Below are 24,386 nucleotides of genomic sequence, written 5' to 3' on the forward strand. Positions count from 1 at the left end.
CGACCTCGTCATTTCTCGTGTGCGCTCGGGCGCGGTGCGGCGGGTGCGCGGGTGCTGCGGTGGTGCGGGTGCGCCGGTACTGCGGGGGTGGCCGGTCAGCGGGCGGCCGTCAGTGCTCCAGGACCATCGCGGCGAAGGTCGCCCCGAGTCCCACGCTGGTCATCAGGTAGCGGTCGCCGGGGCGCAGCCGCCCCAGCTCGGTGGCCTTCTGCAGGTTGATGAAGGGGTCGGCGCAGAAGCAGTGCCCGGTCTCGCCGACCAGGTCGAGGAAGACCTTGTCGAGCGGCAGCCCGAGCGCCTTGCAGACGCCGATCCACGACAGCCGGTTGACGTTGTGCGGCAGCACGAGCGCCAGCTCGTCGAGGCCGCAGCCGGCCTCCTCCAGGGCGGCGCCGATCACCTCGCACAGGCCGGGCCCGTACAGGTCCTGGAACTCCTTGGCGGCGGCGTCGCCCATGATGAACTCGTCGCCGAACTGGGTGTGGGTGCGCGTCGCGTAGCCGAGCATCCGGTCGGAGCCGGTACGGTCCGCGCTCACCAGGAAGGCGACGGTGCCCTCGCCCATGACGGTGACGTCCGGGATGGACTGCGTCCGGGTGGTGCACGCCTTCTCCCCGGCCAGGACCAGGGCGAGCGCGTCCGGATCCGGGTCGGCGGCCAGCAGGGTGCCCGCCAGGTCCAGCGCGAGCAGCCCGGAGGCGCAGGCGTGGTGCGAGACGACGAAGCCGGCGGCGTGCTCCAGGCCGAGCTCGACCTGGACCGGTCGGAGCGAGGTCATCGGGTACGGCAGCGGCGACGGCATCGTGCGGGCCTGGAGGACGTACTTGACGCGCTGTTCCTGCCCGCGCAGCTCCACCAGCTTGGTCGCGGCGCGCAGCAGCAGCTCGGTCTCGGTGGCCGCGGGGTCGCGGCACACCTCGGAGAGCCCGTAGAAGCGCTGGTAGCGCCGGAGCTGCACATCCGTCAGCTGGAGTTCCTGTTGGAAGCGCGCGATCGGGATGGTGTCGGGAAGACAGCTGGAGACTGCCGTGATCGACGTCATGCCAACTACAGTCGCCTGGAGCGCTGACGCTTAGCTGACGCTGCGCTGACCACCGCTGGCGGGGCCGGGGCGCGCTCCCCGCGGACGCCGGGGAAGCCCGGTCCGCGGACGTGGTCGGCCGGCCTGCGCAGCCGGGCGGAAACGACCGGAGGGGCGGGCCTTTCGGCCCACCCCTCCGGATCGGATCAGGTCCTACTCGTCGTCGGCCCCGCCGAGGTCACCGAGGTCGGTGCCGTCCGGGGTGCCGCTGATCGCGTACCCCTGGCGGCGCGCCTCGTAGCAGGCCACCGTCGCGGCCGCCGACACGTTCAGCGAGCCGACCCGGCCCAGCTGCGGCACGAACACCACCTGGTCGCAGAGCGCCAGCGCGTCGGGGGTGATCCCGCGGTCCTCGTGCCCCAGCACGAAGGCCACCGCCGGGGTCAGTTCGGCGGCGAACATCGGCACCGCCTCGTCCGCCAGCTCCAGGCCGACCACCTTGAATCCGTCCGCCTTCGCCGCCGCGACCGCCTCCGCGATCGTCGGGAAGTGCTCCACCTTCAAGTACTTGTCGGTGCCCATCGCGGCCTTCTGCGCGCCCGAGGAGCGCACCGACGGGGTCTCCCCGGCCAGGTACAGCTTCTCGGCGCCCATCGCGGCCCCGGTCCGGACCACCGAGCCGACGTTGAACGGCGACTGCAGGTTCTCCAGGATCATCGCGAGCCGGAACTCGTTGCTGCGCCGCCACGAGCGGTGCAGTCGCTTCAGTTCGGTCCCGCGCAACTGCTTCACGACGACGTTCCCCGTCCACTCTCCGTGCCCTCGCCCGGCTCCGGGCGGGGGCGTGCTTCCAGAATCCGGAACCCGTTGACCGACGCGACCCGGGTGGTCGGGTAGCCCTGCTCGTTCAGCCACTTCTGCAGCGAGTCCGAGCCCAGGTGCTTCTGCACCACCAGGAACGCCGAGCCGTCCGGGGTCAGCCGGCCGAGCCAGTGCGTGAGCAGCCGGCGCAGCGCGGCCTTGCCGATCCGGATCGGCGGGTTGGAGTAGATGGTGGCGAACCGCACGTCCTGCGGGACGTCCTCGGGCAGCGCGGCCTGGACGTTGCCCAGCCGCAGCGCCTCGGCGTTCAGCCGCACCAGTTCCAGCGCGCGCTCGTTCACGTCCACCGCCCAGACCGGCAGCCGCCTGCGCCGGCTCGCCCAGGTCAGCGCGATCGGGCCGTAGCCGCAGCCGACGTCCAGGATCGGGCCGCGCACCCGCGGCTGCGGGGCGTGCTCCAGCAGGATCCGGGTGCCCGGGTCGAGCCGGCCGCGCGAGAACACTCCGGTGTCGGTGGTCAGTTCGAGGGTGAGGTCCGGCAGGGAGACCGTGATCGGCCGGCGCTCGCTGGCGACCTCGGGTGCACCGGTGAAGTAGTGCGAGCCGGACATGATTTCCCCGTCGTTCGTAAGGGCCTCGGGGCCACCGGGTGGGTGTGGGTAAGCCCTTGGTACGGCACCGATCGTACCCCCGGTGGCCTGCGGCGCGTTCCGTGCCGGCCGGCGGCCCGGGCGCCGCGGGGCGGCCGCGGGGCCGCCACGGCGCAATCGCGCCCGGCCGCCCGGCGACGGATACTGCCAGTACCGCCCCCGCGCCCGTGGGAGCCTCCGGACAGCGCCTCCGAACAGTGAGGACGGACGCCATGCCGCAGAATCACGAGGACTACCTGATCGACGAGGCCGTCGAGACCGTCGAACCCGACGACGCGGCACCCGAGGGCGACGAGTACGACGAGGTGGCCGAACGCCGGGCCGTCGGAGCCGACCCGGCCACCGATGTCGCCGACGCCGCCGAGCAGAGCCGCGTCGTCCAGCTCGACGAGGACGAGTACCGCGAATAGCCGCCGCCGGGCCCGGTCCGGGGCGCCGCCCGGTGCGCCGCCCGGGGCCCTACAGCGCCCGGCGGCGCTGCAGCCAGGTCATCGCCGCCCAGCCCGGCAGGACCGGCAGGATCAGCGTCAGCAGGCGGTACATCGCCACCGCCGCGAGCGCGCCGCCCTTCTCCATCGACGCGGTCTGCTGCAGCAGCGCGATCAGTGCCCCGTCCACCGCTCCGGCCCCGCCCGGGGTGGGTGCCACGTTGCCCGCCGCGTTGCCGACCAGGAACACCACCGCCACCGAGGCGAAGGACGGCTCCCGGCCGATCGCCCGGGTGCAGCAGTACAGGCAGCCGATCAGGCAGATCGACACCAGCAGCTGCCCGGTCAGCCCCACCGCCAGCCGGGCCGGGCTGCGCAGCAGGTCCAGCAGCCGCGGCAGCACCTCGGTGGTCAGCGGCCGCAGCCGCGCCGCCAGCCAGCGCCGGGCCGGCGGCACCGCCGACACCACCGCCAGCAGCGCCGCGGCCCCCGCCAGCCCGCCCACCACGGCGGGCAGCGCGTCCAGCTCCGAACCGCCCGGTTGCAGGTCCAGCAGGTAGACGAAGGCGCCCAGCTGGAGCAGGTGCAGCACCAGGCCGATCAACTGCCCCACCCCGACGCTGGACAGCGCCTGCGCGGTCGGGATCCCGGCCCGCTGCAACAGCCGGGTGTTCAGGGCGATCCCGCCGACACCGCCGGGCGACACCAGCTTCACGAACGACCCGGCCAGCTGCGCCAGCACCGCGTTGCGGAAGTCCAGCCGCTCCGGCACGAACCCGACGAACCCCATCGCCGCCGTCACGTGGCTCAGTGCCGCCGCCAGCAGCGCCAGCGCCAGCCACGTCGGATCGGCGTCGGCCACCGCCGCGATCGGGTTGTCCTCGGCCGCGAACAGCTGCGGGATCAGCAGCCACCCGGCCACCACCCCGCCCACCACCGCGAGCAGGGTCCGCGGCCGCAGCCGCTCCAACCGCACCGGCCGCACCTCCGCCTGCGGCCTGGTCCGCAGCACCTCCGCCCGGATCTCCTCCAGCAGCCCGCCCCCGCCGGCGGCGGCCTCGTCGGGCCCGGGGCCTGCCGGGCCGTCCGCGTGGGCGGCGGCGGTCGGGCGGGCGGTGTGCTTGAGGGCGTGGCGGGTGGTGCGGGCGAGCGCGATGGGCTGGAGGAGGGGGAGGGCGGCCTCGACGGTGTCGGCGCCGAGGACGGTGACGGCGGTGTGGACGGAGCGGGCCGCGCCGGCCCGCAGGGCGAGGGTGGTGAGCAGCTGGGCGATGTCGCAGCGCAGCACGAGTTCGCTGGCCGCGATGTCGCCGTCGGCGAAGTCGACCAGGTGCACCGCGCCGGTCGCGTCCACCAGCAGGGAGGACGGGACGAGCGCCCGGTGGGCGATCTCCCGGCGCTGGAGGCGGGCGAGCTGCCGCCAGGCGTCGGCCAGCAGGTCGTCGGTGACCTCCTCGTCGGGGAGCCGGTCGAGGGTGCGTCCGGGGAGGTGTTCGTAGGCGATGAGGGCGGTGTCCTGGCCGAGGCCGGCGGTGGCGGCGATGCGGCGGGTGCGGACGCCGGCGGCGAGGGCCGCGTAGGTGACGAGCGCCTCGTGTTCGAGGCCGGCGCGGGGGGAGCGCAGGGCCCGGGGGTGGGGGGCGGTGCGCAGCCGCAGGCGGCGCCAGGCGCGCTGGACGGCGGCGGCGGTGACGGCCTGCCGGTCGAGGAGCTGGACGTCGAGGTCGGGCCGGTCGTCGGCCTGGCGGACCAGGTAGCGGTCGGGCCCGGCGGGGTGGGCCTCGGCCGGGCGCAGGCCGCTCTCGCGCAGGGCCCGGAGGATCTCGCCGGGCCTGGGCAGCGGGTCGGGGGTGCCGACGGCGTAGAGGGTGCCGTGGGCGCCGGTCCAGCCGATGAGCAGGCCGAGCAGCAGGGCGGTGGGGGTGGCGTACCCGCCGGCGAGTCCGGCGAGGCCGGAGAGGGCGAGGACGGCCCAGGGGGCCCGGTGTTCGCGGTTGCCGGAGGCGGTCATGAAGGCGAGGACGGGCGCGAGGTAGCCGTAGACGGGCTCGGTGTGGCCGAGGGCGCCGCCCGGCAGGGCCTGGGTGAGGGCGGCGAGCAGGGAGACGGGGGCGACGCCGTCGGCCCACAGGTCGAGGAGCAGGGTGGCGCCGTAGGCGAGGACGGCGGCGAGCAGGCCGTCGGAGACCTGCTGGAGGGCGCGTCGCCGGTCGGGGCCGAGGAGGCGGCGGGCGGCGAGGACGACGGGCACCAGCAGCACGGCGGCGGTGGTGAGGCCGCCGGCGAGGCCGGCGAGCGGCCGGGGCACCAGTTCGGCGGCCTCGGCGACGTCGGCGGCGATGCCGCCGGTGGTGGCCCGGGCGTAGTCGGCGAGCAGCAGGGTGAGGGCGATGGCGATCAGCCCGGTGAGCAGCCGGATCAGGGCGACGGGCTGCCGGATCCGGCCGGGTTCGGACACCGCCCGGGCCGGGCCCCGGCGGGCTCCGGCGCTCGTCGGTATGCCGGTGTCCGCCGGTGCGGGCGTGCCGGCGGTGTCGCCACCGCCGGTGTCGCCGTTCGTTCTCCCCGTCACGATCGCCACGGGTGGCATGCTCCCATGCCTCCCCTGATGGTGGAGCCGGAGCCCGGAAGCCGGCCCGGATCGGGGGAGTCCGGGGACAGGCCCTACGCCTGCCGGGTCGGCACGACGACCGCGTGGCTCAGGTTGACGTGCCGGGGGCGGCTGACGGTGTAGGCGATCAGGTCGGCGAGGTCGTCCGCGGTGAGTGCGGGGATGGCCGCGAACATGCCGCCGAGCTGTTCGCGCAGGGCGGGGTTGTCGATGTGGCCGCCGAGCTCGGTGTCGGTCAGGCCGGGCTCGATGGAGCTGACCCGGACGTCGCGGGGGCTGAGTTCGGAGCGCAGGGCGGCGGACAGCTGGGTGAGCGCGGCCTTGGTGGCGCCGTACACGGCGTAGTTGGGGAAGACGACGCGCGAGGCGATGGAGGAGACGTTGACCAGGTCGGCGGCCCGGCCGTCGGCGGCGGCCGCGGTGAGGTCGTCGGCGAAGGCGCGGATGATCCGCAGGGCGCCGGTGAGGTTGGTGTCGACCATGCGGGTCCACTCGTCGGTCCGGCCGTCGGCGAGGGGGTTGGGCAGCATCACGCCGGCGCTGTTGACCACCAGGTCGACCCGGCCGTAGGCGTCGTGGACGGCCTTGGCGGCGGCGTCGACGGAGGCCTGGTCGGTGATGTCGGCGGTGACGGCGAGGGCCTGGCCGCCGGCGGCGGTGAGCTCGGCCGCGAGGGTGTCGAGGCGGTCGGTGCGGCGGGCGAGCAGGGCGACCCGGGCGCCGTGGGCGGCGAGCAGGCGGGCGGTGGCCGCTCCCATGCCGCTGGCGGCTCCGGTGACGACGGCGGTGCGGGCGGCGAGGGCGGGGTAGCTCATCGGTGGCTCCTGGGCCTGGGAGGGTGGTGGGGCTGACGACGACAACTGTGTGCGGGCGGCGGAGGTTCGCCCAGGGCCGTGTGCGTCCCGGGTGCGGCCCTCCCCGGGTCCGGTCTTCCCGGGATCCGCGTTCCCGGGTGCGGCAGGACCACCCTGGCGCCGGGAAGGCCGGCCGGGCGCGCGGCGTGTCTTGGGGCCGGGGCCGGCCGGGCCGTCACTACCCTGCGGGCATGAGCGCCTGCGAAGACCTCGCCGCGGCCCCCCAGGACATCGAGCCCCTCCCCCCGGCCGACGGCTGCGCCGACTGCCTGGCCCAGGGGCGCCGGGACTGGGTGCACCTGCGGATCTGCCTGGACTGCGGCCACATCGGCTGCTGCGACTTCTCGCCGCAGCGGCACGCCACCGCGCACTTCCACAACACCTCGCATCCGGTGATCCGCTCGTACGAGCGGGGCGAGGACTGGCGCTGGTGCTTCGTCCACGAGGTCATGGGCTGAGGCCCGGCGCGGGGCGCGTCCCGCGGATCGGGCCGGTCCGGGGAAGGCCCGGGAACCCAGGCGAAGCCGGGGCCCGTTCCCGGTGGCATCCGGGCGGAACCCGGATAAAATCCGGACATAACGCCCGCGCGGCCCCCGGCCCCTCCGGTCGACATCCGTCCCGCCGGTGACCGCCGAAGGGAGGCCGACGATGACCAGGCGAACACCGGGCAGCACTGCCCAGCTCCGCCGGGGCACCCAGGAACTGCTGGAGCGCCGCGGCATGGCGACCGCGCCCACCCGGATGGTGCCGATGCTGCGCGCCGACGCCATGTCCTCCGCCACCGCCGGGTACGCCGCGCCCGACGCCTTCCGGCACGGCGGCCGCGACCAGGCGGCCTCGGCGGGGCACGCCGCCCCGTCGATGCACGCCGAGCTCAAGGGCCACCGGCACCGCGGCGCGGAGAAGCACTCCGCCCACTGAGCGGATCCGGGTCCGGGGGCGGGCGCCGCGTTCCGGCGCCCGCCCCCGACGCGTGCCGGGGCGGTTGTCAGTGGGCTGGAGTACCTTCGTGCCGTTCACCAGCACGGGGCGGGACGACGGGGGCGCACGATGGCCGACCTGATCACGGAGGAGCCGGTCGAGCTCCAGTTGGAGCGGTACCGGACGGAGCTGACGGGCTACTGCTACCGGATGCTCGGCTCGGTCTTCGAGGCCGAGGACGCGGTGCAGGAGACGATGGTCCGCGCCTGGCGCGGCCACCGCGGCTTCGAGGGCCGCGCCGCGCTGCGCTCCTGGCTGTACCGGATCGCCACCAACGTGTGCCTGGACGCGCTGAACGGCCGCAACAGCCGGGCCCGCCCGATGGACCTGGCCGGCCCGGTGACGGTGGCCACGGCGAGCGACACCCAACTGCCCGAGGTGACGTGGATCGGCCCCGCGCCGGACGGCCGGGTGCTGCCCGAGACGGGTGACCCGGCCGAGGTGGCGGCCCAGCGCGAGTCGGTGAAGCTGGCCTTCGTCGCCGTGCTGCAGCGCCTCGCGCCCCGGCAGCGGGCCGTGCTGATCCTGCGCGAGGTGCTCGGCTGGAAGGCCGCCGAGGTGGCCGAACTGCTCGGCGTCACGGTGGCCTCGGTGAACAGCGCGCTGCAGCGGGCGCGCGCGGTGCTCGCCGGGGACGGCGCGGCCGCCCGCCCGGCCCCCGCGCTGGACGACGACCACCGCGCGCTGCTGGACCGCTACGTCCGCGCCTTCGAGGCGTACGACATGGACGGCCTCGCCGCGCTGCTGCACGAGGACGTCACGCTCAACATGCCGCCGTACGCGATGTGGCTGCGGGGGCAGGGCGAGATCCGGGCCTGGATGCTCGGCCCGGGCCACGGCTGCCGCGGCTCCCGGCTGGTCCCGGTGACGGCCAACGGCGCTCCGGCCTTCGCCCAGTACCGGCCGAGCCCGGTGGGCGGGCACGAGCCGTGGGCGCTGATCGTGCTGGAGGTGTCAGCGGGCCGGATCACCGGGTTCACCAACTTCCTGGACACCGACGTGCTCTTCCCGCTGTTCGGCCTCCCGCCCCGGCTGGCCGCCGAGTAGCCGCCGGAGGTCGAGGGGGTCCACGCCCCCCGGCAGCAGGGCCGCGAGCCCGCTGAACGCGAGCAGCTCCCGCAGCGGGCCGCTCGCGTTCAGCAGCACCACGCCCACCCCGTGCCGCGCGGCGGCGAGCCGCAGCCGGGCGAGGGCGTCGACGACGGCCAGGTCGGGCGCGGTCAGCGCGCCCAGGTCGCAGGTCAGGGCGGGGGCGGGCGGGGGTTCCGGCGTGGTGTCCATGCTGCTTGGACCGGCCCGGCGGCCCCGGCTCATCGGCGCCGGCGGAACTTCTCGGAAATTCTCGAAAGAATTTCCGCATGGAGCGATGAGTTTCGATCGCGCCCTCGGTCTACTCCTGTGAAAGCGCCACCGTGGCGCCGCGATCACGAAGGACGACACCATGACCGAGAACCTGGGCGAGCTGACCATCACCCGCGAGCTGCCGGCCACCCCGGACGCCGTCTTCCGCGCCTACGTCGAGCCCGAGCAGTTCGTCCGCTTCTGGGGCCCGGTCGGCACCCACGTCGAGCTGGACACCGTGACCATCGAGCCGCGGGTGGGCGGGCGTTACGACAGCACCATGATCGTCGACGAGACCGGCGACGCGTACCCGATGCGCGCCAAGATCACCGAGATCCGCCCGGGCGAGCTGATCGCCCTGGTCGAGGAGAGCGTGGGCCTGCACTCCACGATGACCTTCAAGGACCTCGGCGACGGCCGCACCGAGGTGGTCCTGCACCAGACCGAGGTGCCGGCGATGTACTGCGGCCCGGAGGCCCAGGCGGGCCTCAACTCCAGCTTCGACCGCCTGGTCGAGCACCTTGCCGCGCAGCGCTGAACCGGCAGCGCTGAACCGACGGCGCTGAACCGACGGCGCTGAACCGACGGCGCCGGGCGGGTCGGTGGCAGAGTGGGCGGTGCAGAACCACCGTGCCCCAGGAGGATCGCAGTGACGGCTGAGCCCTTGAAGTCCCGTGAGGAATGGTTGGCTTCCCTGCCCAGGATCTACGCGGCGGCGGGCTGCCTGCTGCGGGACGAGTCCGGCCGGATCCTGATCGTGAAGGCCGGGTACCGCGAGTACTGGCAGTTCCCGGGCGGCACGATCGACCTCGGCGAGGGCCCGGTGGAGTGCGCCTCGCGGGAACTGCTGGAGGAGACCGGCATCGTCCGGGCGACCGGGGAGCTGCTGGCCATCTCCTGGACCCACCCCTCGGCCGAACTCGACCACCCGGCGCAGCACTTGATGTTCGACTTCGGCACCGTCCCGGACGGCACCCCCGTGACCGTCCCGGCCGTCGAACTGGACCGGCACCAGTGGGCCACCGTCGAGGAGGCGCTGGAACTCCTCGGCCCGGCCCGCTCGCTCCGGCTGCGGGCGGCGCTGGAGGCGGCCGCCGACGGCCGGGTGCGGATCGTCACCACGCCCATCTCGGGTTTCTGAGTCCCGCCCCGGCCCAACCGACCGGCCCCGGGCGGGAGTTCCGCCCGGGGCCGGGCCCCGTCTCACGCCTGCTCGGCGTTCCGGGCGGCGATGATGGCCTTGATGGCCTCGGAGGTGAAGGTCTCCGCCTCGGACTTCTCGACGCCGAGGCCGGCGAGCACGCCCGAGCCGTTCTCCAGCTCCAGCAGGGCGAGCAGGATGTGCTCGGTGCCGACGAAGTTGTGCCCGAGCTTCAGCGCCTCACGGAAGGTCAGTTCCAGCACCTTCTTGCCCTGCGCGTCGTACGGGATCAGCGCGGGCACCTGCGCGGAGGCGGCCGGCAGGACGGCGGCGGTCGCCTCCCGGACGGCCTCCGGGGTGACGCCCTGGGCGGCGAGCGCCTTGAGTCCGATGCCCTCCGGTTCGGTGAGCAGGCCGAGCAGGAGGTGTTCGGCGGTGATCTCGGCGTTGCCGGCCGCCCTGGCCTCCTCCTGTGAGGCCATCACGACGTTCCGGGCCCGGTCGGTGAACCGGGCGAAGCCCTGGCTGGGGTCGAGGTCGGCGGGGGTGCCCGGGTCCTTGGGGACGAACCGCTTCTGGGCGGCCTGCTTGCTGACGCCCATGCTGCGGCCGATGTCGGTCCAGGAGGCGCCGGAGCGGCGGGCCTGGTCGACGAAGTGGCCGATCAGGTGGTCGGCGAGGTCGCCGAGGTGGTCGGCGGCGATGACCGCGTCGGACAACTGGTCGAGCGCGTCGGGGTGGACCTTCTTGATCGCGGCGATCAGGTCGTCGAGGCGCAGCGGAGTGGTGTTGGGAACGACGGGATTCTCCATGCGTCAACCGTAGGTTGTCGATCCCGGGTCGTCAACCATCGGTTGACGCTACGCGTCAGTAGTCTTCGGCGGTCCCTGCGGAACGGAGGCGTCCGATCGGCGGGCCGCGGATCCCGGCCCGGCCCGAGGCCGGGCCGTCTCGCGAACTCGGGCTCCAGGCGGTCGAGTTGCAGGAGCCGTTCCGGCCCGGTGGCCGCTATGCGGCGGGCAGCAGCCGGGCCCGGACGGCGGCGACCTCGGCCGGGGTGGCCCCGGCGGCGAGCAGGTAGCCCGCCGGGTCGAGGCCCTCCAGCGCGTCCGCCAGGGCCGCTTCGGCGGTGGTGCCCGCCTCGGCGAGCACCGCGTCGATCCGGTGGTACTGGTCCGGCAGGCCCAGCATCCCGTACAGCGGGCGGACGTTGGGGCCGCTGAGCTGGTAGTCCTCGACGATCGCGGCCCGTTCGACGCCGGCCAGGGCGAGCAGCAGCAGGGCCGCCAGGCCGGTGCGGTCGCGGCCGGCGCCGCAGTGCACGACCAGGCCGCCGGGGCGGGCGCCGGCGATGGCGGCGATCAGCGCGGCGGCGGCGTGCGGGCAGTGGTCCAGGTAGGGGCGGAGCGCGAGCGGGGTGCCGTCCAGCCGGCCGTAGGCCTCCCACCAGGCGGGGCCGGCGAGTTCGTCCAGCGGGACGCGGATCAGCTCGACGCCCTCGGGGAGCGGGAGGAGCGGCTTGTACTCCTCGGTGTTGCGCAGGTCGACCACGGTGCGGACACCGTGGTCGAGGAGGGCGTCCCAGCCCTCGGCGGTGAGGCGGTCCAGGTTGTCCGCCCGGACTATCGCCCCGCGGGCGGTCGGCCGGCCGGAGACGGTGGGCAGCCCGCCCAGGTCACGGACGTTCAGGCAGCCGTCCCACACGAGGGTGCGGTCCTCGGTGGTGGTCAGCGCGTGCGTCCGGCTCATGGGGGCCCCGTTTCCTCGACCGGGGGTCCCGTTACCCCCTCGTTATGAAGGACTCCCGGGAGATCCGGATGGTTCCGTGCTGTTCGGATCGCCGACACCCGGCGTTGGGGCCGGTACGTGGGCCGTCCGGGGGCGGCGGTGCTCCCCCGGGCGGCAGGTGGACGGCAGACCAGGTCGGGCCAGGTCAGGCGGCGTCAGGCGGCGTCAGGCGGCGGTCGGGGCTTCGGTCTCGGCCGCGACCAGCTTCTCCATCGGCTCGGCCGCGGTCCGGCCGAGCACCGCGCCGGCCGCGATCGCGCCGATCATGAACACGGTGGACAGCCAGGCCATGGTCGCCACCGGCAGGGTGAAGGCGCCGACCACCCGGGCGACGCAGTCGGCCAGCAGCGCGGTGCCCCAGACACCCGCGAACACCCGCTCGTGGCGCCGGAAGGCCCGGGAGCCGGCCGCCCGGCCCTCGACCAGCCGCTGCCAGGCGGCGGCTCGGTCGTGCTTGCCCTTGGTGAGGAAGGGCATCAGCACCGGGGTCATCACCGACCGGCCGACCAGCGCCGAGAACAGGATGGCCAGCGCCACGGTGCCGCTCAGCCCGCCGTCCTTGGCGATCATCAGCCGGGCGTCGCCGGTCACGAAGGTGAGCGCCAGGCCCGCCAGGTTCACGGTCAGCATCAGCGCGGCCCACAGGTTGAGCCTGCGCTCGCGCAGCAGGCCGAGCACGGTCCGGGCGGCCGGGATGGCGCTGCTCCACGCCAGCGCGGCGAACACGCTCAGGCCGCCGACCGAGTGCAGCAGGTAGTAGCCGGCCAGCGGGGCGACCACGTCGATGGCGAGCGGGCGGAGCCCGGCGGCCGACGGGTTCGGGGTGGTGCCGGCCTCGGCGGTGGTGGCAGCAGTGGTGGTGGTGACGGTTCGGCTCACGGCGGGTTCCTTTTCCCTGCTGGTGGCCGCGGGCCGCTGCCCGCGTCGTGCCTCCAGTGTTTCCGTCCGACCCTCCGTCAGAGCAGTGCCGTCCGTTGCCGGATCCGCGTGACAGCTGTCATGGTGCGGGCCGTGACAGCCGCTCCGACCTGCTACTTCTCCCGGCTCGCGGGGTCGCGTTCGCCCGGATGGCCCATGATGTGGCGGGTGCAGAGTGCAGAGCGCCCCGGAGCGGGCACCGGCAGCCCCGTCGGCCGGTCCGGACCAGTCCCTTCCGTCGGCCCGCCAGCGGGCCGGGCCCCCGCTCCCGCCGATCTGACCGAGGCCGTCCGGGCCGCCCAGGCCGGGGACGAGGAGGCGTTCCGGCTGCTGTTCCGGACCGTCCAGCCGGGCCTGTTGCGCTACCTGCGGGTCCTGGTCGGCGGTCGCCCCGAGGACGTCCAGGACGCCGAGGACATCGCCTCCGAGACCTGGCTCCAGATCGCCCGCGACCTGGGCGGCTTCTCCGGAGACGGCGACGGCTTCCGCGGCTGGGCCGCCACCGTCGCGCGCCACCGCGCGCTCGACCACCTGCGCGCCCGGCGCCGCCGCCCGGTCGCCGACCTGCCCTTCGAGTACCTGGCCGGGCTGGCCGCCGGGGACGACACCGCGGGCGCCGCGCTGGCCACCGTCGGCACCGCCGACGCGCTGGCGCTGATCTCCCGGCTGCCGCGCGACCAGGCCGAGGCCGTCCTGCTGCGGGTGGTCATGGAGCTGGACGCCGAGAGCGCCGCCCGGGTGCTCGGCAAGCGGGCCGGCAGCGTCCGGATGGCCGCCCACCGGGGGCTGCGGAAGCTGGCCACGCTGCTGGAGCAGTCCTTCGCGGCCGGTGTCGGGATCCCCGCCGCGCGCGAGGCCGAACCGGCCGTGCGGCGGCCCGGCCGACCCGGCCGGCGCCGTACCGAGGAGCCCGTCGAGGAACCCTCCGAGGAACCCGTCGAGGAAACCGCGGGGAAGGCGGCCGGGAAGCCCACGGGGAAACCCGCGGGAAAGCCTGCGGGAAAAAGTTCTCCGCAAGGTGTGACAGAACGCCGGGCCGCGACGCTGAAGGACATGAGATGAGCACCAACCGATCCCGTCGGATCGACCGTGACGCTGCCGAGCATCTGCTCGGCGGTGCCGTGGGCGGCCCGCCGGCCGGGCAGGACGCCTCGCTCACCGGACCGGACGGCGGTCCCGGGCCGCTCGCCCGGATCCTCGCCGCGGCCGCCGCCCCGGCGACGGCCGACGAACTGGCCGGGGAGCAGGCCGCCCTGACCGCGTTCCGGGAGGCGCGTCTCACGCCCGACCCCGTAGTGACCACACCCGTCCGGAGACGATCGATGGCAACCGCCGCGCTGGCCAGGGCCTTCAGCACGAAGGCCACTGCCGCCGTGCTCGGCGCCACCGCGCTGTGCGGGGTCGCGGTCGCCGCCGGCACCGGCAACCTGCCGTCCCCGCTGGGCGGCGGGTCCGGCGCGCCCGAGCACGCGCTCGCCGCCGCGGGCGGGCCCTCCGGCAGTGCGCCCGGCACCGCGTCCGCCGATGCGTCGGCCGGCTCGGCCGACGGTTCGTCCGGCAGCTCGCCCGACGGTGCCGTGCCCGGCACCCCGCCCGTCCGCCCGTCCGGCGGCGGCTCCGCCTCGGGCGGCCCGCAACTGGTCGGACCGTCCACCGCGCCGAAGCCCGGCACCCCCTCCGCCGATACCGACGGCGACGGCGACGTCGAGGGGCACGGCGCCCGGCCGCTCGCGCCCGGACTGGTCGCCCTCTGCCACGGCTTCGCCGACTGGTCGGGCCGGGGCGAGCGCTCACCGGCCACCGAGCCGCGGTTCGGCCCGCTGGTCGCGGCGGCCGGCGGGGCGGAGAAGGTGGCGGACTACTGCGCGGAGGTGCTCGGCGACGAGGACGACGACCACCCGGGTGCCGCCGCGCAGCCCCACGACCCCGGCCGGACCACCCCCGGCCCAGGTGCGGGCAAGGGGAACACCGAGGACGGCCGGGGCAACGGGCAGGACAAGGCCAAGACCAAGGACAAGGGAAACGGCCAGGACAACGGTCAGGACAAGGGCCAGGACAAGGGCAACGGCGGCAACGGGGCCAAGCCGGGCCGGTCCGGCGTGACCGTCCCGGCGCCGCCGAGCGCGCCGCCCCTGCCCGACGTCCGCCCGAGCAGGACCGACCGGCCCGACGACAGCCAGTCGGGCCGGAGGTAACCCAGGAACTCCGGGTGGGCGGCGAGCGACTCCCCCCGGGCTCGCCGCCCACCCGGATCGCACCACCGGCAGGACCGCACCACCCGCAGTACCGCTCGTCAGTACCACCCGAAGACCCCGGGTGGCCGGTCGGCTCCCCGTGCCGTCCGGCCGCCCGGCCGGCCCCGGCCGGCCCGGCAGGCGCTCACCCCGGACGCGCCGCCGGCCCGGTCGGCCTGGAACGTGCGGCCCGCCCTCCCGCAGTCAGGGCGGGTCGCACCCCCGCGCCGGCGGCCGGGGGACCGCTGCCCGGTCCCCCGACCGCCTCCCCGCCCCCGGCGGTGCGGTCCGGCGGTGCGGCTATCGTGCACAGGTGCACGAGGCGGCCCGGAACACCGGGCACGGCACGTGAGGGGAGTTCCAGGTGATCGGACGGGCGCTGAACGGGCGTTACGAACTCGTCGAGATACTCGGCGTCGGCGGCATGGCCACCGTCTGGCGCGGGCTGGACCACGTGCTGGGCCGCCAGGTGGCCGTCAAGGTCCTCAACGGGGGGCTCGCCGACGACCCCCGCTTCGCCGAGCGGTTCAGCCGCGAGGCGCAGCACGCGGCCATGCTGGTGCACCCGAGGATCGTCATGGTCTTCGACTCGGGCGTCGACCAGGGCACGCCGTTCATCGTCATGGAGCTCGTCCACGGCCGTTCGCTCGCCGCCGTGCTGGTGCAGCAGCCGGGCCTGCCGGTGGAACGCGCCGTCGGCATCGCGGCGGCGGTCTGCGAGGCGCTGGCGGTCGCGCACGCGGCCGGGCTGGTCCACCGGGACATCAAACCCGGAAACATCATGATCACCGACGACGGCGGGGTGAAGGTCGTCGACTTCGGCATCGCCCGGGCCGGTTCGTCCAGCAACCTGACCCAGACGGCGAGCGTGCTCGGTACGGCCGCCTACCTGTCGCCCGAGCAGGCCACCGCCTCGCCCCTGGACGGCCGCACCGACCTCTACGCGGTCGGCTGCGTGCTCACCGAAATGCTCACCGGCGAGACCCCGTTCACCGCCGAGACCCCGGTGGCGATCGCCTTCAAGCACGTCAGCGAGCAGCCCCTGCCGCCGTCCTACCGCCGCCCCGGCCTGCCGCCCGCGCTGGACGCGGCCGTGCTGCGCCTGCTCGCCAAGAACCCCGCCGACCGGCCGGCGGACGCCGTCGCGGCGCGGGCCGAACTCCTCTCCACCATCCCCGGGTTGGCGGTCGGCGACCCGACGGCGGAACTCCTCGCCACCGCCGCCGCCACCCAACTGCTGCCGCCCGTGAGGCCGGTGAACCCCAACCAGCAGCACACCACGCTGCTCCCGCCGCAGGCCCCGGCCGTCACCTCGCTGATGGCGCCCGTCCCGCAGGCCCCGCCGGCCACTTCGCTGATGGCGCCCGTCCGGCAGGGCCCGCCCGCGCCCGCCGGCCGCGGCCGCCGCCGTAGCAGGCCCCTCGTCCTCGGCGCGTTGGGCGTGGTCGGACTCGCCGGCGTCACCGCCCTGGCCGTCGCCGCCCTGGACGAGCCCGCTGGCAACGCCGCCGCCCCCGCTCCCACCAAGCCGCCGGCGGCCACCGCCCCCAGCACCCCGGCCGCCGCGCCCAGCACCCCGGCCCGCGCGTCCACCCCCGCGGCGACCCCGACGCCCACCACCGCGGCTCCCACCACCCCGGCCGGCCTCCCCACGGCCCCCAACCCCGGCGTCCCCGGCAACCAGGGGGCGGCCCTCCAGCTCAACGCCTTCCGCCAGGCCGTCGTCCAGACCCAGGTCGCGGGCAAGGAGCACGACCGCCAGGCGCAGCTGCTGCGCATCCTCGACGACGCCTCCGCCCGCCTCAACGAGGGCAATCCGGACGACGCGGCCCAGGAGCTCAAGGACGCCCAGAAGGTGATCCGCGACCTGGCCAAGAAGCACGCCATCGACGGCCCCACCTACGCCAACTGGAACGCCCGCCTCGGCGCCCTGCTGGTCACCCTGCACGCCACGGCCGCCGACAACCAGGACTGGTGACCGCGGAGCCCCAGGTCCTGTCCGACGGTGGCTCGGCGGTTCAGCGCGCGGCCGCGGGCTGTTCGGCCGCCCAGGCGAACCCGTCCGGGTCGGTGAAGGTTCCGGCGGTGCCGCCGATCACGAGCCGGTGCGATCCGCTGCCGTCGGGGGAGACGCCGGCGTCCTTGGCGAGGGCCCGGCGCTTGTACAGCGCGAGCTTGACCGGGCTGGACCCGGTGGCGAACTCGACGTACACCGGGCCGAAGCTCTTCGCCACGGTGAGGCCGCGGTCGACGTAGAACCGCTTGCTCGCGGAGACGTCCGCGACTCCCAGCAGGAGCACGAGCTGGTCGATGTGCCGGGTGGCCGGCCCGGTGTCCTTCTTCGCGGCGGTCGCGATCTTCCAGATCGTCCCGTCCGGGGCCCGGACGACGCCGCCGTAGCCCCAGAGCGACTTCGCGGCGGGCTTGAGGGCGGTGGCGCCGGCGTCGAGGGCGGCGCCGACGAAGCCGTCGACGGTGGCGGGCCGGGACACCGTGAGGGACAGCGTGAACCCGCGGAAGCCGGTGGTCGGCTCCTGCGAGGCCCGCAGGCGCAGCTGCGTGTCCAGGCCGAAGGCGGTGGTGTAGAAGCTGCGGGCGGCCGTGGGGTCGGCCACGTCGAGGACGAGGGAGTCGATGGAGGTCATGTCCGCCAGGCTAGGCGCGGCCCGGCGGCCGGGGCTTCTCGAATCCTGACCGGTCCGGCGGCCCGTCGTGCGCGGCGCCGGTAGTCGTCGGGCGGCATGCCGACCAGTTCGGTGAAGCGGGTGCGGAAGGCGTCCGGCGAGGTGCAGCCGACCGCGCGGCGGACCGCGGTGACGCCGAGGTCGCCGCAGCGCAGGAATGCGGCCGCGCGCTCGACGCGGCGCGCCGTCAGGTACCCGTACGGCGAGTCGCCGTAGGCCAGCCGGAACTCGCGGCTGAGCTGCCCGGCCGCGAGGCCGGCGTCGCGGGCGAGCGCCAGGACGTCCAGCGGCCGTGCGTACTCGCGGTCGATCCGGTCCCGGACGCGGCGCAGCCGCGCGAGGTCCTTCAGGCGCTGCGCCGCCGCACGGGCGCGGGCCCACGAGGGGTGACACACGGGAGGACTCCTCTCACCGGGCCCGACTCCGGCCGTCGCGGCCGTGGAAGCCGTGGAAGCCGGGGCAGTCGTGGCAGGTATGGCGGCCGTGGCGGCCGTCAGGGACTGCGCGGTCCGCACGGCCCGCACGGTCGGCGCGCGGCCGGACGGCTCAGCGCAGCTCCTGGATGCGGATCAGATTGCCGGCGGGGTCGCGGAAGGCGCAGTCGCGCATGCCGTACGGCTGCTCGGTCGGCTCCTGGACGACCTCGGCGCCGCCGGCCTGCACCGCCCGGAAGGTGCCGTCGAGGTCCCGGGTGGCCAGCAGGATCCAGCCGTAGGTGCCCTTGGCCATCATCTCGGCGATGGTGCGGCGCTCGTCCTCGGTGATCCCGGGGTCGACGGCCGGCGGCGCCAGGAGGATGGAGGTGTCGGGCCGGTCGGCGGGGCCGACGGTGATCCAGCGCATCTTGCCCTGCCCGACGTCGCCGCGGACCTCGAAGCCGAGGACGTCGCGGTAGAAGGCCAGGGACGCGTCGGGGTCGTCGTGCGGGAGGACGCTGGTGTGAATGGTGATGTCCATGGCGCCGATGCTAGGTGTGGCCGCGCGGGCGTGCTTCTCGAATCCTGACCGATCGGACGCGGCTGTCCACAGCCTGTGGACGACGTCACGGCTTGCGGTGGCTCCGGGTCTCGACGCTCGCCCGGATCGCCCGCGACAGCGTCCCCGCCGCCGTGGCGAGGAAGACGAAGGTGTACCCGATCTGCAGGATCACCACGAGGCGCGGGGCCTGACCGGCCGGGGTGATGTCGCCGTAGCCGACGGTGGCCAGGGTGACGACGGTGAAGTACAGGGCGTCGAGCCGGGTGACCAGCCCGTCGAAATCGCCCGGACGGGCGGCCATGACGTAGTAGGTCGCGGCGAAGATGGTCATCGCGAGGAAGATCAGGAAGGTCAGCCAGACCACCGGGCGCTTCGCGTCGCCCCGCAGCACGGCGGTGGTCTTCGCGAGCAGCAGGCCGGTCAGGCCGACCAGCGCGGCGGCGAACACGAGCCAGCTGAGGACGGGGTGGCGGTAGCCGAGCCGGCGCAGGGGGAGCAGCCAGTACACGAGGATCAGCGCGGTGCAGGCGCCCAGCAGCCAGAGCGCGGACCGCGGGTCGACCCGGCCTTGCGGTGGCGGTGGCTGGCTTCCGGACATCGCGTCCAGCCTGCGGCCGCGCCGGGCCGGCCGCGTCCCGGGCTGGGCCGTTCGGGCCGTTCGGGCTGGAGCGTCCAGGGGGCGTGTCGGCGGGGGCCGCGGCACCGGCCCCCGCTGACCGCTCCTCAGGCGGAGGCCGGGGCTCCTCCGTCCGGTCGGCCGGGTTCGTCCAGCAGCTCCAGCACGGCCAGGACGGCGACCAGGGCGAGCGCCAGGCAGAGCGTCACCAGCACCGTCGGATAGCTCCACAGCACGAACGCCAGCGCCGCGCCCGCGACCGCCGCCCAGCCCAGCCAGGCCTTCCAGCGGTGGACGAACCGCCCGACCGGCCCGAGCCGCAGCCCGGCCCGTTCGGCGGTGCTCCGGGCCGCGCCGAGCCCCGCGTGCCAGCCGCTGCGCGCGGTGCGGGCCCAGCGACCGCCGCCGCTGATCCAGGCGCCGAGCGCGACGACCAGGCCGAGCGCGATCACCACCCGGACGGCGGAGCGCAGGTAGCGCACCAGCGCGTCGTACACCGCCTGGGCGGCCGCCTGGTCCACCCCGGCGGGGAGCCCGTCCAGGTAGACGGCCCGGAACACGCTCAGCCCGATGCCCAGCAGCAGCGCCCCGGCGGCCATCCCCAGCGCCACCGTGACCGCCGCCCGGCGCCGCCGGACCGCGAGCAGCACCCCGCCGACCGCGCAGGCCAGCGTGAGCACCGGCATCCAGAAGCCGGCCAGGTCCAGCAGCCGCAGGCCGGTGCGGACCTTGGGGATGGCGTCGGACTGCACCAGCGTGAACGAGGTGTGGATCTCCGGGATCCTCGCGGCCGGCGCGAGCCCGTTGTCGACCAGTGCGGTCTTCACCCGGGCGATCACCGGGGCGAGGTCGAGCACCACGGTGTCGTTCCTGACCTCGACGGCGCCGCCGCCCTGCCCGGTCAGCATCCGGTCGATCGCGGTGTGCGCCTGCCGGTTGACGTCCGTCCAGAGGGTGGCGAAGGCGTCGCTGTCCACCACCCGCTGGACCTGGTTGTGGACGAAGCCGGTGAGCCCGTCGGTGAGGGCCTGGCCGATGCCGTTCAGCAGCGCGCCGAGCTTGGGCCGGTCGTCGGGGGCGATGTTGTCGAGCAGCGAGTCGACCGGGATCCGCGCCACGACCTCGTCGGTGACCCGGTTGGTGACGGCCGCCCTGACCGCCGGGTCCCTGGCCAGCGGCGCCATGGTCGCGACGTACCGGTCGGTGTCGCCGATCTCCGACCTCGCCCACACCGCGACGGCGCTCAGCGGGGTCAGCACGCAGGCCAGCAGGATCAGCAGGACGGCGAAGAGGGAGCGCACCCGGTGGCGGTCCGGGCGGGTCGCCAACTGCCGGGTGAGCTGCGCCTGGTGGGCCTCGGCGGCGCTCAGGCGGGCCCGCAGGTCGGCCAGCTCGTCGGGCGACCCGGCGGGCGGTTCGCCGGATGGTCCGCCCGGGGGTCCGCCGGATGGTCCGCCCGGCGGTCCGGCGGGTGGTCTGGCGGGCGGCTCGTCGCCCGGCTCGTCGGTGGGCATGCCGCGACTCCGTTCCTCCGGTTGGTGCATACCAGGAGATAACGGATTAGATCGGACGGCCAGCCGGGAGGGCCGCGAGCAGCCCGGATGCAGCAGAAGCCCCCGGCACCGTCGTCGGACGGTACCGGGGGCTTCCGGAGGAGAGCGGGACTCAGACGGCCGTCTCGGGCCGCTTCGTCTCGGTGGCCTTGGTCACGTTGGTCGGCGTGACGGCCGGCGGGGTCGTGGCGGCCGGCTGCGGCGCGGCGGTGCTCTGCGCGGTGCCGGCGCTCTGCGCGGCGTCCGCCGGGACCTCGTCCTCGCGCAGCGCCTTCGTCTCCGCCTTCAGGATGCGCATCGACTTGCCGAGGCCGCGGGCCATCTCCGGCAGCTTCTTCGACCCGAACAGCAGGATGACGATCGCCAGCACCACCAGGAGGTGCCAGGGCTCAAGACCGTTCCGCAGCATCCCTGGCCACCGGTCCCTTCTTGTCTAGAGTCAAGGGTGGGCGAGCGCCCGTGCTGGCCAGTATGCCTGGCGACGACGGCGAACGGATACACCGGCCGGGAAACGCTGGCCAAAAAGCAGGTGCCGTTCGAGCGGAACGCGAGCGCCGGCGGCGGCGGCCGGAACCGGCCCGGTCCGGCTCGCGCACCCGTGACCAGCCCGCACGGCACCGCACCGCGCAGCACCTGCCTCTCCGGTCCCTCGGGTCCCTCCGGTCGCGTCGCCGGGGTCCGCGGCCGGCAACCGCCCGATCGGCGGCGGCTCAGTACACGAAGGGCACGAGTCGCTTCGACGTCCGCCGGTATTCCGCGTACTCCGGCCCGAAGGCGGCCAGCAGCAACCGCTCCTCGGCGGCGATCCGCCAGCCGTACGCGCCGAGCAGCAGCGCCGGCACCAGCAGGGCCGCCGGCCAGCTGCCCAGGCCGAGCGCGTAGCCCGTCCAGACCAGCAGGCTGCCGGCGTAGCCGGGGTGGCGGATCTGCCGGTACGGGCCGCTGCGGACGACGCGCTGGGTGTCCACGGTGCGCAGGGTGCGGGTGTAGTAGCGGCCCAGGGTGCGCATGCCCCAGGCCCGCAGGGCCAGCCCGGCGGCGATCAGCGCGATCCCGAACCAGCGGGCCCAGAGCGGCAGTTCGCCGATCCCGGCGCGGCCGAACAGCACCACGACCAGCACCGCGGCGGCGTAGCAGGCGAGCAGCAGCCGGGTCGAGCCGCGGTCGCGGTCGTCCGCGCGCCAGGTGCCGGCGGCGGAGTCCTCGCGGCGACGCAGCATCAGCTCGTAGCCGACCCAGCAGAGCAGACCGAGGAGGGAGAGCAGGGTCGTCAGGGACATGCGGCGGCTCCCGGCGGAGAGGAGGGACGGGCCAGATACCCCTTCACGGTCCTCCCCGGAGCCCGCCGACGCACGCCCCCGGAGGTGGACTCCCCAGCCTCCACCCCCAGGTGGATCGTCCGGCCCGCCGGACTCGATAAGTAACAGATGTACAACTGCTACATTGACGTCATGAGCGAGCCAGTGATCGAGTCGATGGCCGAGGTCCGGAGCCATCTCGCGGATGTGATCGACCGGGCGCGACGTGACGAGACTCCGACGATCATCACGAGGCGCGGTCGGCAGGAGGCGGTGGTGATCGACATCGCCGAGTACCAGCGCCTGCGGGAAGTCGCCGAGCAGGCCGAGGACGAGTGGCTGAACCGCCTTGCGGACGAGGCGGAGGCTGAGGGCCTCGAAGGCTCCGTGTCGCTGGAGGAAATGGCCGCTATGCTCCGCGAACACCACGGCTGAGCGCGATGGGGTATGTCACGCGGTTCAGTCCTGGCGCGCAACGGGATCTTCTCAAGGTGCCCAGGCCGGACGCTGTCCGCATCCTGCACCGCCTCGCCGAGTTGCAGAAGGCGCTGGACGTCGGCGACACCTCGGGCTTCGACATCAAGTCGCTCCAGGGGCACCAAGCTCGGTGGCGGCTAAGGGTGGGGGACTACCGGGTGCTGTACACCGTCGAGGACGGGGTGCTGATCGTCTGGGTCATGGCGGTCGGCAACCGTCGTGAGGTCTACCGGCACCGGTAGGGATCGGTGGGAACGGCGGAGAGCCCCCGCCCGTGGGGGCGGGGGCTCTCGATGACTCGCGTGGATCGGGCCGGGTGGGTCAGACGGTGACGGCCTCGGCTGCGGCCTCGGCCTCGGGGGCCGGGGCGGCGGCGGGGAGGTGGCGCATCAGGCGGTAGGCCAGCAGGGCGGCGCCGAGGGCGAAGAGCAGGCCGACCACCGCGGCGACGTGCAGGCCGTCGGTGAAGGCGGCCCGGGCGGTCTCCAGCAGGTCCGTGCCGATCCGGCCGGGCAGGTGGCCGGCGACGGTGACCGCGCCGCCGAGGGTGTCCTGGGCGGCCCGGGCGGCCTCGCCGTCGACGCCGGCCGGGAGGGCGCCGTCCAGCTGGTGGCGGTAGACGGCGGCGCCGGCCGCGCCGAGCAGGGCGATGCCGAGCGAGCTGCCGAGTTCGACGGCGGTCTCGGAGGTGGCGGAGGCGGCGCCGGCCTGCTCGGCGGGGGCGGCGGAGACGACCATTTCTGCGGTCATGGTCATGGTGCCGACGGTGCCGGCGGCGAGGACGCCCGCCGCGACGAGGATGAGCGCCAGCGGGGAGTGCGCGCCGACCTGGGTCATCAGCGCGAAGCCCGCCGCTCCGACCAGGAACCCGCCGCCCATCAGGGCCGCCGGGCGGACCTTGCCGGCCAGCGCCGAGCTGGTGCCGACGGCCGCGCCGACGCCGACGCTGGGCACCAGCGACCAGAGCGAGGCGGTGAGCGGGCTCATGCCCTTGACCAGCTGCAGGTACTGCGAGGTGAAGAGGGAGAAGCCCATCATCGCGAACATCGCGATGGTGTTGACGCTGATCGCGCCGCTGAAGGTGCGGATCCGGAACAGGCCGAGGTCGATCAGCGGGTCGGCGGCGGTGCGCTGGCGCCGGACGAACGCGGCGGCCAGCAGCAGGCCGGCCGGGACGGCGAGGGCGGGCAGCGGGCTCCAGCCGTCCACGGCGAGGGTCTTGACGCCGTAGACCAGCGGCAGGATCGCGGCCATCGAGAGCGCGGCGCCGGGCAGGTCGAAGCGGCCGGTGCGGGCGGTGGAGCGGTACTCGGGGAGCAGGACGGGCCCGGTGAGCAGTACCAGGGCCATCACCGGGACGGCGACCAGGAACACGGAGCCCCACCAGAAGTGGTCGAGCAGCAGGCCGCCGGCGACCGGGCCGAGGGTGGCGCCGGCGGTGAGGACGCCGCCCCAGGCGCCGAGGGCGATCTGCCGCTGCCTGGGGTCGTGGAACATGTTGCGGATCAGCGCGAGCGTCGAGGGCATCACGGTGGCCCCGGCGGCGCCGAGCAGGGCGCGGGCGGCGATCAGCTGGCCGGCGGTGTCGGCCCTGGCAGCGAGCAGCGAGGCGCCGATGAAGCCGGCGGCGCCGATCATCAGCAGCCGGCGGCGGCCGATCCGGTCGCCCAGCGAGCCCATGGTGATGAGCAGCCCGGCGAGCAGGAACGAGTACACGTCCATGATCCACAGCTGCTGGGTGCCGCTGGGCGCCAGCGTGGTGGAGATGAAGGGGACGGCGAAGAAGAGCACGCCCATGTCCATGGCCAGGACGAGGGTCGGGAGCAGGAGGACGGCCAGGCCGATCCATTCGCGACGGCCTGCGCGGCCGGTGGTTGCGGTCATGGGGAAGACGGTACGGACGTGTCAGACGCTTGTCTAGTACGTATGTGTAAATCGCTCGTGCGAGACGAAAGTGTGAGACGTCAGTGCGAGACATTCGTGCAAGACAT

Annotated in this window: 28 protein-coding genes; 11 read left to right on the forward strand and 17 right to left on the reverse strand. The window is 74.8% G+C overall.

The genetic code is table 11. From position 1 onward, the window contains the following. Nucleotides 1-109: 109 nt before the first annotated feature. From ACFVTF_RS02695 to ACFVTF_RS02705, 3 genes are all read right to left on the reverse strand, one after another. Nucleotides 110-1,042, reverse strand: coding sequence for a 3-oxoacyl-[acyl-carrier-protein] synthase III C-terminal domain-containing protein (locus ACFVTF_RS02695; protein ID WP_371518156.1), 933 nt, complete (start codon nucleotides 1,040-1,042; stop codon nucleotides 110-112). 192 nt (nucleotides 1,043-1,234) lie between these two features. Further along, on the reverse strand, nucleotides 1,235-1,813 hold the full coding sequence (locus ACFVTF_RS02700) for a TrmH family RNA methyltransferase (RefSeq protein ID WP_350878299.1): 579 nt from the start codon (nucleotides 1,811-1,813) through the stop codon (nucleotides 1,235-1,237). Then, a complete protein-coding gene (locus tag ACFVTF_RS02705; protein WP_063348741.1) occupies nucleotides 1,810-2,454 on the reverse strand; it encodes a class I SAM-dependent methyltransferase in 645 nt (214 codons plus the stop codon). Before ACFVTF_RS02705 ends, ACFVTF_RS02700 begins: the two co-directional genes overlap by 4 nt. Before the next feature lie 251 nt (nucleotides 2,455-2,705). Here ACFVTF_RS02705 and ACFVTF_RS02710 point away from each other — a divergent pair, with 251 nt between their 5' ends. After that, a complete protein-coding gene (locus ACFVTF_RS02710; protein ID WP_371518157.1) occupies nucleotides 2,706-2,903 on the forward strand; it encodes a hypothetical protein in 198 nt (65 codons plus the stop codon). A 49-nt stretch (nucleotides 2,904-2,952) separates the two neighbouring features. On the opposite strand, the gene ACFVTF_RS02715 is transcribed toward ACFVTF_RS02710, so the two are convergent. Together ACFVTF_RS02715 and ACFVTF_RS02720 are read right to left on the reverse strand one after the other, a co-directional pair. Further along, nucleotides 2,953-5,502, reverse strand: a complete 2,550-nt coding sequence (locus tag ACFVTF_RS02715; protein ID WP_387808065.1) for a lysylphosphatidylglycerol synthase domain-containing protein — start codon at nucleotides 5,500-5,502, stop codon at nucleotides 2,953-2,955. Nucleotides 5,503-5,585: 83 nt separating this feature from the next. Continuing rightward, nucleotides 5,586-6,347 (reverse strand): SDR family oxidoreductase, encoded by a 762-nt coding sequence (locus ACFVTF_RS02720; RefSeq protein ID WP_387808067.1) that lies wholly within the window; start codon nucleotides 6,345-6,347, stop codon nucleotides 5,586-5,588. A 230-nt stretch (nucleotides 6,348-6,577) separates the two neighbouring features. Here ACFVTF_RS02720 and ACFVTF_RS02725 point away from each other — a divergent pair, with 230 nt between their 5' ends. The 3 genes from ACFVTF_RS02725 to ACFVTF_RS02735 all read left to right on the forward strand — a co-directional run bounded on the left by ACFVTF_RS02725 (nucleotide 6,578) and on the right by ACFVTF_RS02735 (nucleotide 8,414). Continuing rightward, nucleotides 6,578-6,844, forward strand: a complete 267-nt coding sequence (locus tag ACFVTF_RS02725) for a UBP-type zinc finger domain-containing protein (RefSeq protein ID WP_363582452.1) — start codon at nucleotides 6,578-6,580, stop codon at nucleotides 6,842-6,844. 190 nt (nucleotides 6,845-7,034) lie between these two features. Next, nucleotides 7,035-7,307: a hypothetical protein gene (locus tag ACFVTF_RS02730; RefSeq protein WP_371518163.1), complete on the forward strand. Its 273-nt coding sequence runs from the start codon at nucleotides 7,035-7,037 to the stop codon at nucleotides 7,305-7,307. Nucleotides 7,308-7,436: 129 nt separating this feature from the next. After that, nucleotides 7,437-8,414, forward strand: a complete 978-nt coding sequence (locus ACFVTF_RS02735) for a sigma-70 family RNA polymerase sigma factor (protein WP_387808070.1) — start codon at nucleotides 7,437-7,439, stop codon at nucleotides 8,412-8,414. Here the strand turns inward: ACFVTF_RS02735 and ACFVTF_RS02740 are convergent. Next, nucleotides 8,322-8,648, reverse strand: coding sequence for an STAS domain-containing protein (locus tag ACFVTF_RS02740; RefSeq protein WP_387808073.1), 327 nt, complete (start codon nucleotides 8,646-8,648; stop codon nucleotides 8,322-8,324). The two genes, ACFVTF_RS02735 and ACFVTF_RS02740, sit on opposite strands and share 93 nt — an antisense overlap. A 160-nt stretch (nucleotides 8,649-8,808) precedes the next feature. Here ACFVTF_RS02740 and ACFVTF_RS02745 point away from each other — a divergent pair, with 160 nt between their 5' ends. Continuing rightward, nucleotides 8,809-9,246, forward strand: coding sequence for an SRPBCC domain-containing protein (locus tag ACFVTF_RS02745; protein WP_387808076.1), 438 nt, complete (start codon nucleotides 8,809-8,811; stop codon nucleotides 9,244-9,246). Between the two features lie 147 nt (nucleotides 9,247-9,393). Next, on the forward strand, nucleotides 9,394-9,849 hold the full coding sequence (locus tag ACFVTF_RS02750; RefSeq protein WP_387808079.1) for an NUDIX domain-containing protein: 456 nt from the start codon (nucleotides 9,394-9,396) through the stop codon (nucleotides 9,847-9,849). 62 nt (nucleotides 9,850-9,911) lie between these two features. On the opposite strand, the gene ACFVTF_RS02755 is transcribed toward ACFVTF_RS02750, so the two are convergent. The 3 genes from ACFVTF_RS02755 to ACFVTF_RS02765 all read right to left on the reverse strand — a co-directional run bounded on the left by ACFVTF_RS02755 (nucleotide 9,912) and on the right by ACFVTF_RS02765 (nucleotide 12,516). Beyond that, complete coding sequence (locus ACFVTF_RS02755) at nucleotides 9,912-10,661, reverse strand: Clp protease N-terminal domain-containing protein (RefSeq protein ID WP_387808082.1); 750 nt, start codon at nucleotides 10,659-10,661, stop codon at nucleotides 9,912-9,914. A 196-nt stretch (nucleotides 10,662-10,857) separates the two neighbouring features. After that, nucleotides 10,858-11,598 (reverse strand): tyrosine-protein phosphatase, encoded by a 741-nt coding sequence (locus ACFVTF_RS02760; RefSeq protein WP_387808085.1) that lies wholly within the window; start codon nucleotides 11,596-11,598, stop codon nucleotides 10,858-10,860. A 204-nt stretch (nucleotides 11,599-11,802) separates the two neighbouring features. Further along, nucleotides 11,803-12,516: a VC0807 family protein gene (locus ACFVTF_RS02765; RefSeq protein ID WP_387808088.1), complete on the reverse strand. Its 714-nt coding sequence runs from the start codon at nucleotides 12,514-12,516 to the stop codon at nucleotides 11,803-11,805. A 207-nt stretch (nucleotides 12,517-12,723) separates the two neighbouring features. Between ACFVTF_RS02765 and ACFVTF_RS02770 the strand changes: the two genes are divergently transcribed. The 3 genes from ACFVTF_RS02770 to ACFVTF_RS02780 all read left to right on the forward strand — a co-directional run bounded on the left by ACFVTF_RS02770 (nucleotide 12,724) and on the right by ACFVTF_RS02780 (nucleotide 16,767). Next, nucleotides 12,724-13,617 (forward strand): RNA polymerase sigma factor, encoded by an 894-nt coding sequence (locus tag ACFVTF_RS02770; RefSeq protein ID WP_387808091.1) that lies wholly within the window; start codon nucleotides 12,724-12,726, stop codon nucleotides 13,615-13,617. Beyond that, nucleotides 13,614-14,750, forward strand: coding sequence for a hypothetical protein (locus tag ACFVTF_RS02775; protein WP_387808094.1), 1,137 nt, complete (start codon nucleotides 13,614-13,616; stop codon nucleotides 14,748-14,750). The genes ACFVTF_RS02770 and ACFVTF_RS02775 overlap by 4 nt, the downstream gene beginning before the upstream one ends. Before the next feature lie 403 nt (nucleotides 14,751-15,153). Further along, entirely contained in the window at nucleotides 15,154-16,767 is a 1,614-nt protein-coding gene (locus ACFVTF_RS02780; RefSeq protein WP_387808097.1) for a protein kinase, read from the forward strand. Between the two features lie 40 nt (nucleotides 16,768-16,807). On the opposite strand, the gene ACFVTF_RS02785 is transcribed toward ACFVTF_RS02780, so the two are convergent. The 7 genes from ACFVTF_RS02785 to ACFVTF_RS02815 all read right to left on the reverse strand — a co-directional run bounded on the left by ACFVTF_RS02785 (nucleotide 16,808) and on the right by ACFVTF_RS02815 (nucleotide 21,900). Then, nucleotides 16,808-17,434: a glyoxalase gene (locus ACFVTF_RS02785; protein ID WP_387808100.1), complete on the reverse strand. Its 627-nt coding sequence runs from the start codon at nucleotides 17,432-17,434 to the stop codon at nucleotides 16,808-16,810. Further along, nucleotides 17,431-17,868, reverse strand: a complete 438-nt coding sequence (locus ACFVTF_RS02790) for a helix-turn-helix domain-containing protein (RefSeq protein WP_387808103.1) — start codon at nucleotides 17,866-17,868, stop codon at nucleotides 17,431-17,433. The genes ACFVTF_RS02785 and ACFVTF_RS02790 overlap by 4 nt, the downstream gene beginning before the upstream one ends. 151 nt (nucleotides 17,869-18,019) lie before the next feature. After that, complete coding sequence (locus ACFVTF_RS02795; RefSeq protein ID WP_371518177.1) at nucleotides 18,020-18,430, reverse strand: VOC family protein; 411 nt, start codon at nucleotides 18,428-18,430, stop codon at nucleotides 18,020-18,022. Between the two features lie 85 nt (nucleotides 18,431-18,515). Continuing rightward, nucleotides 18,516-19,049, reverse strand: a complete 534-nt coding sequence (locus ACFVTF_RS02800; protein WP_387808106.1) for a potassium channel family protein — start codon at nucleotides 19,047-19,049, stop codon at nucleotides 18,516-18,518. A 125-nt stretch (nucleotides 19,050-19,174) separates the two neighbouring features. After that, nucleotides 19,175-20,581, reverse strand: coding sequence for a hypothetical protein (locus ACFVTF_RS02805; protein WP_387808108.1), 1,407 nt, complete (start codon nucleotides 20,579-20,581; stop codon nucleotides 19,175-19,177). 151 nt (nucleotides 20,582-20,732) lie between these two features. Continuing rightward, nucleotides 20,733-21,029, reverse strand: a complete 297-nt coding sequence (gene tatA / locus ACFVTF_RS02810) for a Sec-independent protein translocase subunit TatA (RefSeq protein WP_387808111.1) — start codon at nucleotides 21,027-21,029, stop codon at nucleotides 20,733-20,735. Between the two features lie 301 nt (nucleotides 21,030-21,330). Beyond that, nucleotides 21,331-21,900 (reverse strand): isoprenylcysteine carboxylmethyltransferase family protein, encoded by a 570-nt coding sequence (locus ACFVTF_RS02815; protein ID WP_371518180.1) that lies wholly within the window; start codon nucleotides 21,898-21,900, stop codon nucleotides 21,331-21,333. A gap of 171 nt (nucleotides 21,901-22,071) precedes the next feature. Between ACFVTF_RS02815 and ACFVTF_RS02820 the strand changes: the two genes are divergently transcribed. Both ACFVTF_RS02820 and ACFVTF_RS02825 read left to right on the forward strand, forming a co-directional pair. Beyond that, entirely contained in the window at nucleotides 22,072-22,353 is a 282-nt protein-coding gene (locus ACFVTF_RS02820; protein WP_244293429.1) for a type II toxin-antitoxin system Phd/YefM family antitoxin, read from the forward strand. 5 nt (nucleotides 22,354-22,358) lie between these two features. After that, nucleotides 22,359-22,637, forward strand: a complete 279-nt coding sequence (locus tag ACFVTF_RS02825) for a type II toxin-antitoxin system RelE/ParE family toxin (protein WP_063348757.1) — start codon at nucleotides 22,359-22,361, stop codon at nucleotides 22,635-22,637. 79 nt (nucleotides 22,638-22,716) lie between these two features. Here ACFVTF_RS02825 and ACFVTF_RS02830 read toward each other — a convergent pair whose 3' ends face one another. Then, the gene (locus ACFVTF_RS02830; protein WP_387808116.1) at nucleotides 22,717-24,279 is read right to left on the reverse strand and encodes an MFS transporter; all 1,563 of its coding nucleotides are present in this window, start codon (nucleotides 24,277-24,279) and stop codon (nucleotides 22,717-22,719) included. Nucleotides 24,280-24,386 lie beyond the last annotated feature (107 nt).

It is taken from the genome of Kitasatospora sp. NPDC057940, from assembly GCF_042887425.1.
In the GTDB taxonomy this organism is placed as follows: domain Bacteria; phylum Actinomycetota; class Actinomycetes; order Streptomycetales; family Streptomycetaceae; genus Kitasatospora.

Excerpts from the sequence above, each read along its gene's own strand:
- ACFVTF_RS02820 (WP_244293429.1), top strand. The coding sequence starts at position 22,072 with ATGAGCGAGCCAGTGATCGAGTCGATGGCCGAGGTCCGGAGCCATCTC.
- ACFVTF_RS02815 (WP_371518180.1), bottom strand. The coding sequence starts at position 21,900 with ATGTCCCTGACGACCCTGCTCTCCCTCCTCGGTCTGCTCTGCTGGGTC.
- ACFVTF_RS02695 (WP_371518156.1), bottom strand. The coding sequence starts at position 1,042 with ATGACGTCGATCACGGCAGTCTCCAGCTGTCTTCCCGACACCATCCCG.
- ACFVTF_RS02740 (WP_387808073.1), bottom strand. The coding sequence starts at position 8,648 with ATGGACACCACGCCGGAACCCCCGCCCGCCCCCGCCCTGACCTGCGAC.
- ACFVTF_RS02775 (WP_387808094.1), top strand. The coding sequence starts at position 13,614 with ATGAGCACCAACCGATCCCGTCGGATCGACCGTGACGCTGCCGAGCAT.
- ACFVTF_RS02805 (WP_387808108.1), bottom strand. The coding sequence starts at position 20,581 with ATGCCCACCGACGAGCCGGGCGACGAGCCGCCCGCCAGACCACCCGCC.
- ACFVTF_RS02795 (WP_371518177.1), bottom strand. The coding sequence starts at position 18,430 with ATGGACATCACCATTCACACCAGCGTCCTCCCGCACGACGACCCCGAC.
- ACFVTF_RS02705 (WP_063348741.1), bottom strand. The coding sequence starts at position 2,454 with ATGTCCGGCTCGCACTACTTCACCGGTGCACCCGAGGTCGCCAGCGAG.
- ACFVTF_RS02785 (WP_387808100.1), bottom strand. The coding sequence starts at position 17,434 with ATGACCTCCATCGACTCCCTCGTCCTCGACGTGGCCGACCCCACGGCC.
- ACFVTF_RS02825 (WP_063348757.1), top strand. The coding sequence starts at position 22,359 with ATGGGGTATGTCACGCGGTTCAGTCCTGGCGCGCAACGGGATCTTCTC.
- ACFVTF_RS02710 (WP_371518157.1), top strand. The coding sequence starts at position 2,706 with ATGCCGCAGAATCACGAGGACTACCTGATCGACGAGGCCGTCGAGACC.
- ACFVTF_RS02800 (WP_387808106.1), bottom strand. The coding sequence starts at position 19,049 with ATGTCCGGAAGCCAGCCACCGCCACCGCAAGGCCGGGTCGACCCGCGG.
- ACFVTF_RS02745 (WP_387808076.1), top strand. The coding sequence starts at position 8,809 with ATGACCGAGAACCTGGGCGAGCTGACCATCACCCGCGAGCTGCCGGCC.
- ACFVTF_RS02720 (WP_387808067.1), bottom strand. The coding sequence starts at position 6,347 with ATGAGCTACCCCGCCCTCGCCGCCCGCACCGCCGTCGTCACCGGAGCC.
- tatA (WP_387808111.1), bottom strand. The coding sequence starts at position 21,029 with ATGCTGCGGAACGGTCTTGAGCCCTGGCACCTCCTGGTGGTGCTGGCG.
- ACFVTF_RS02830 (WP_387808116.1), bottom strand. The coding sequence starts at position 24,279 with ATGACCGCAACCACCGGCCGCGCAGGCCGTCGCGAATGGATCGGCCTG.
- ACFVTF_RS02755 (WP_387808082.1), bottom strand. The coding sequence starts at position 10,661 with ATGGAGAATCCCGTCGTTCCCAACACCACTCCGCTGCGCCTCGACGAC.
- ACFVTF_RS02730 (WP_371518163.1), top strand. The coding sequence starts at position 7,035 with ATGACCAGGCGAACACCGGGCAGCACTGCCCAGCTCCGCCGGGGCACC.
- ACFVTF_RS02735 (WP_387808070.1), top strand. The coding sequence starts at position 7,437 with ATGGCCGACCTGATCACGGAGGAGCCGGTCGAGCTCCAGTTGGAGCGG.
- ACFVTF_RS02725 (WP_363582452.1), top strand. The coding sequence starts at position 6,578 with ATGAGCGCCTGCGAAGACCTCGCCGCGGCCCCCCAGGACATCGAGCCC.
- ACFVTF_RS02760 (WP_387808085.1), bottom strand. The coding sequence starts at position 11,598 with ATGAGCCGGACGCACGCGCTGACCACCACCGAGGACCGCACCCTCGTG.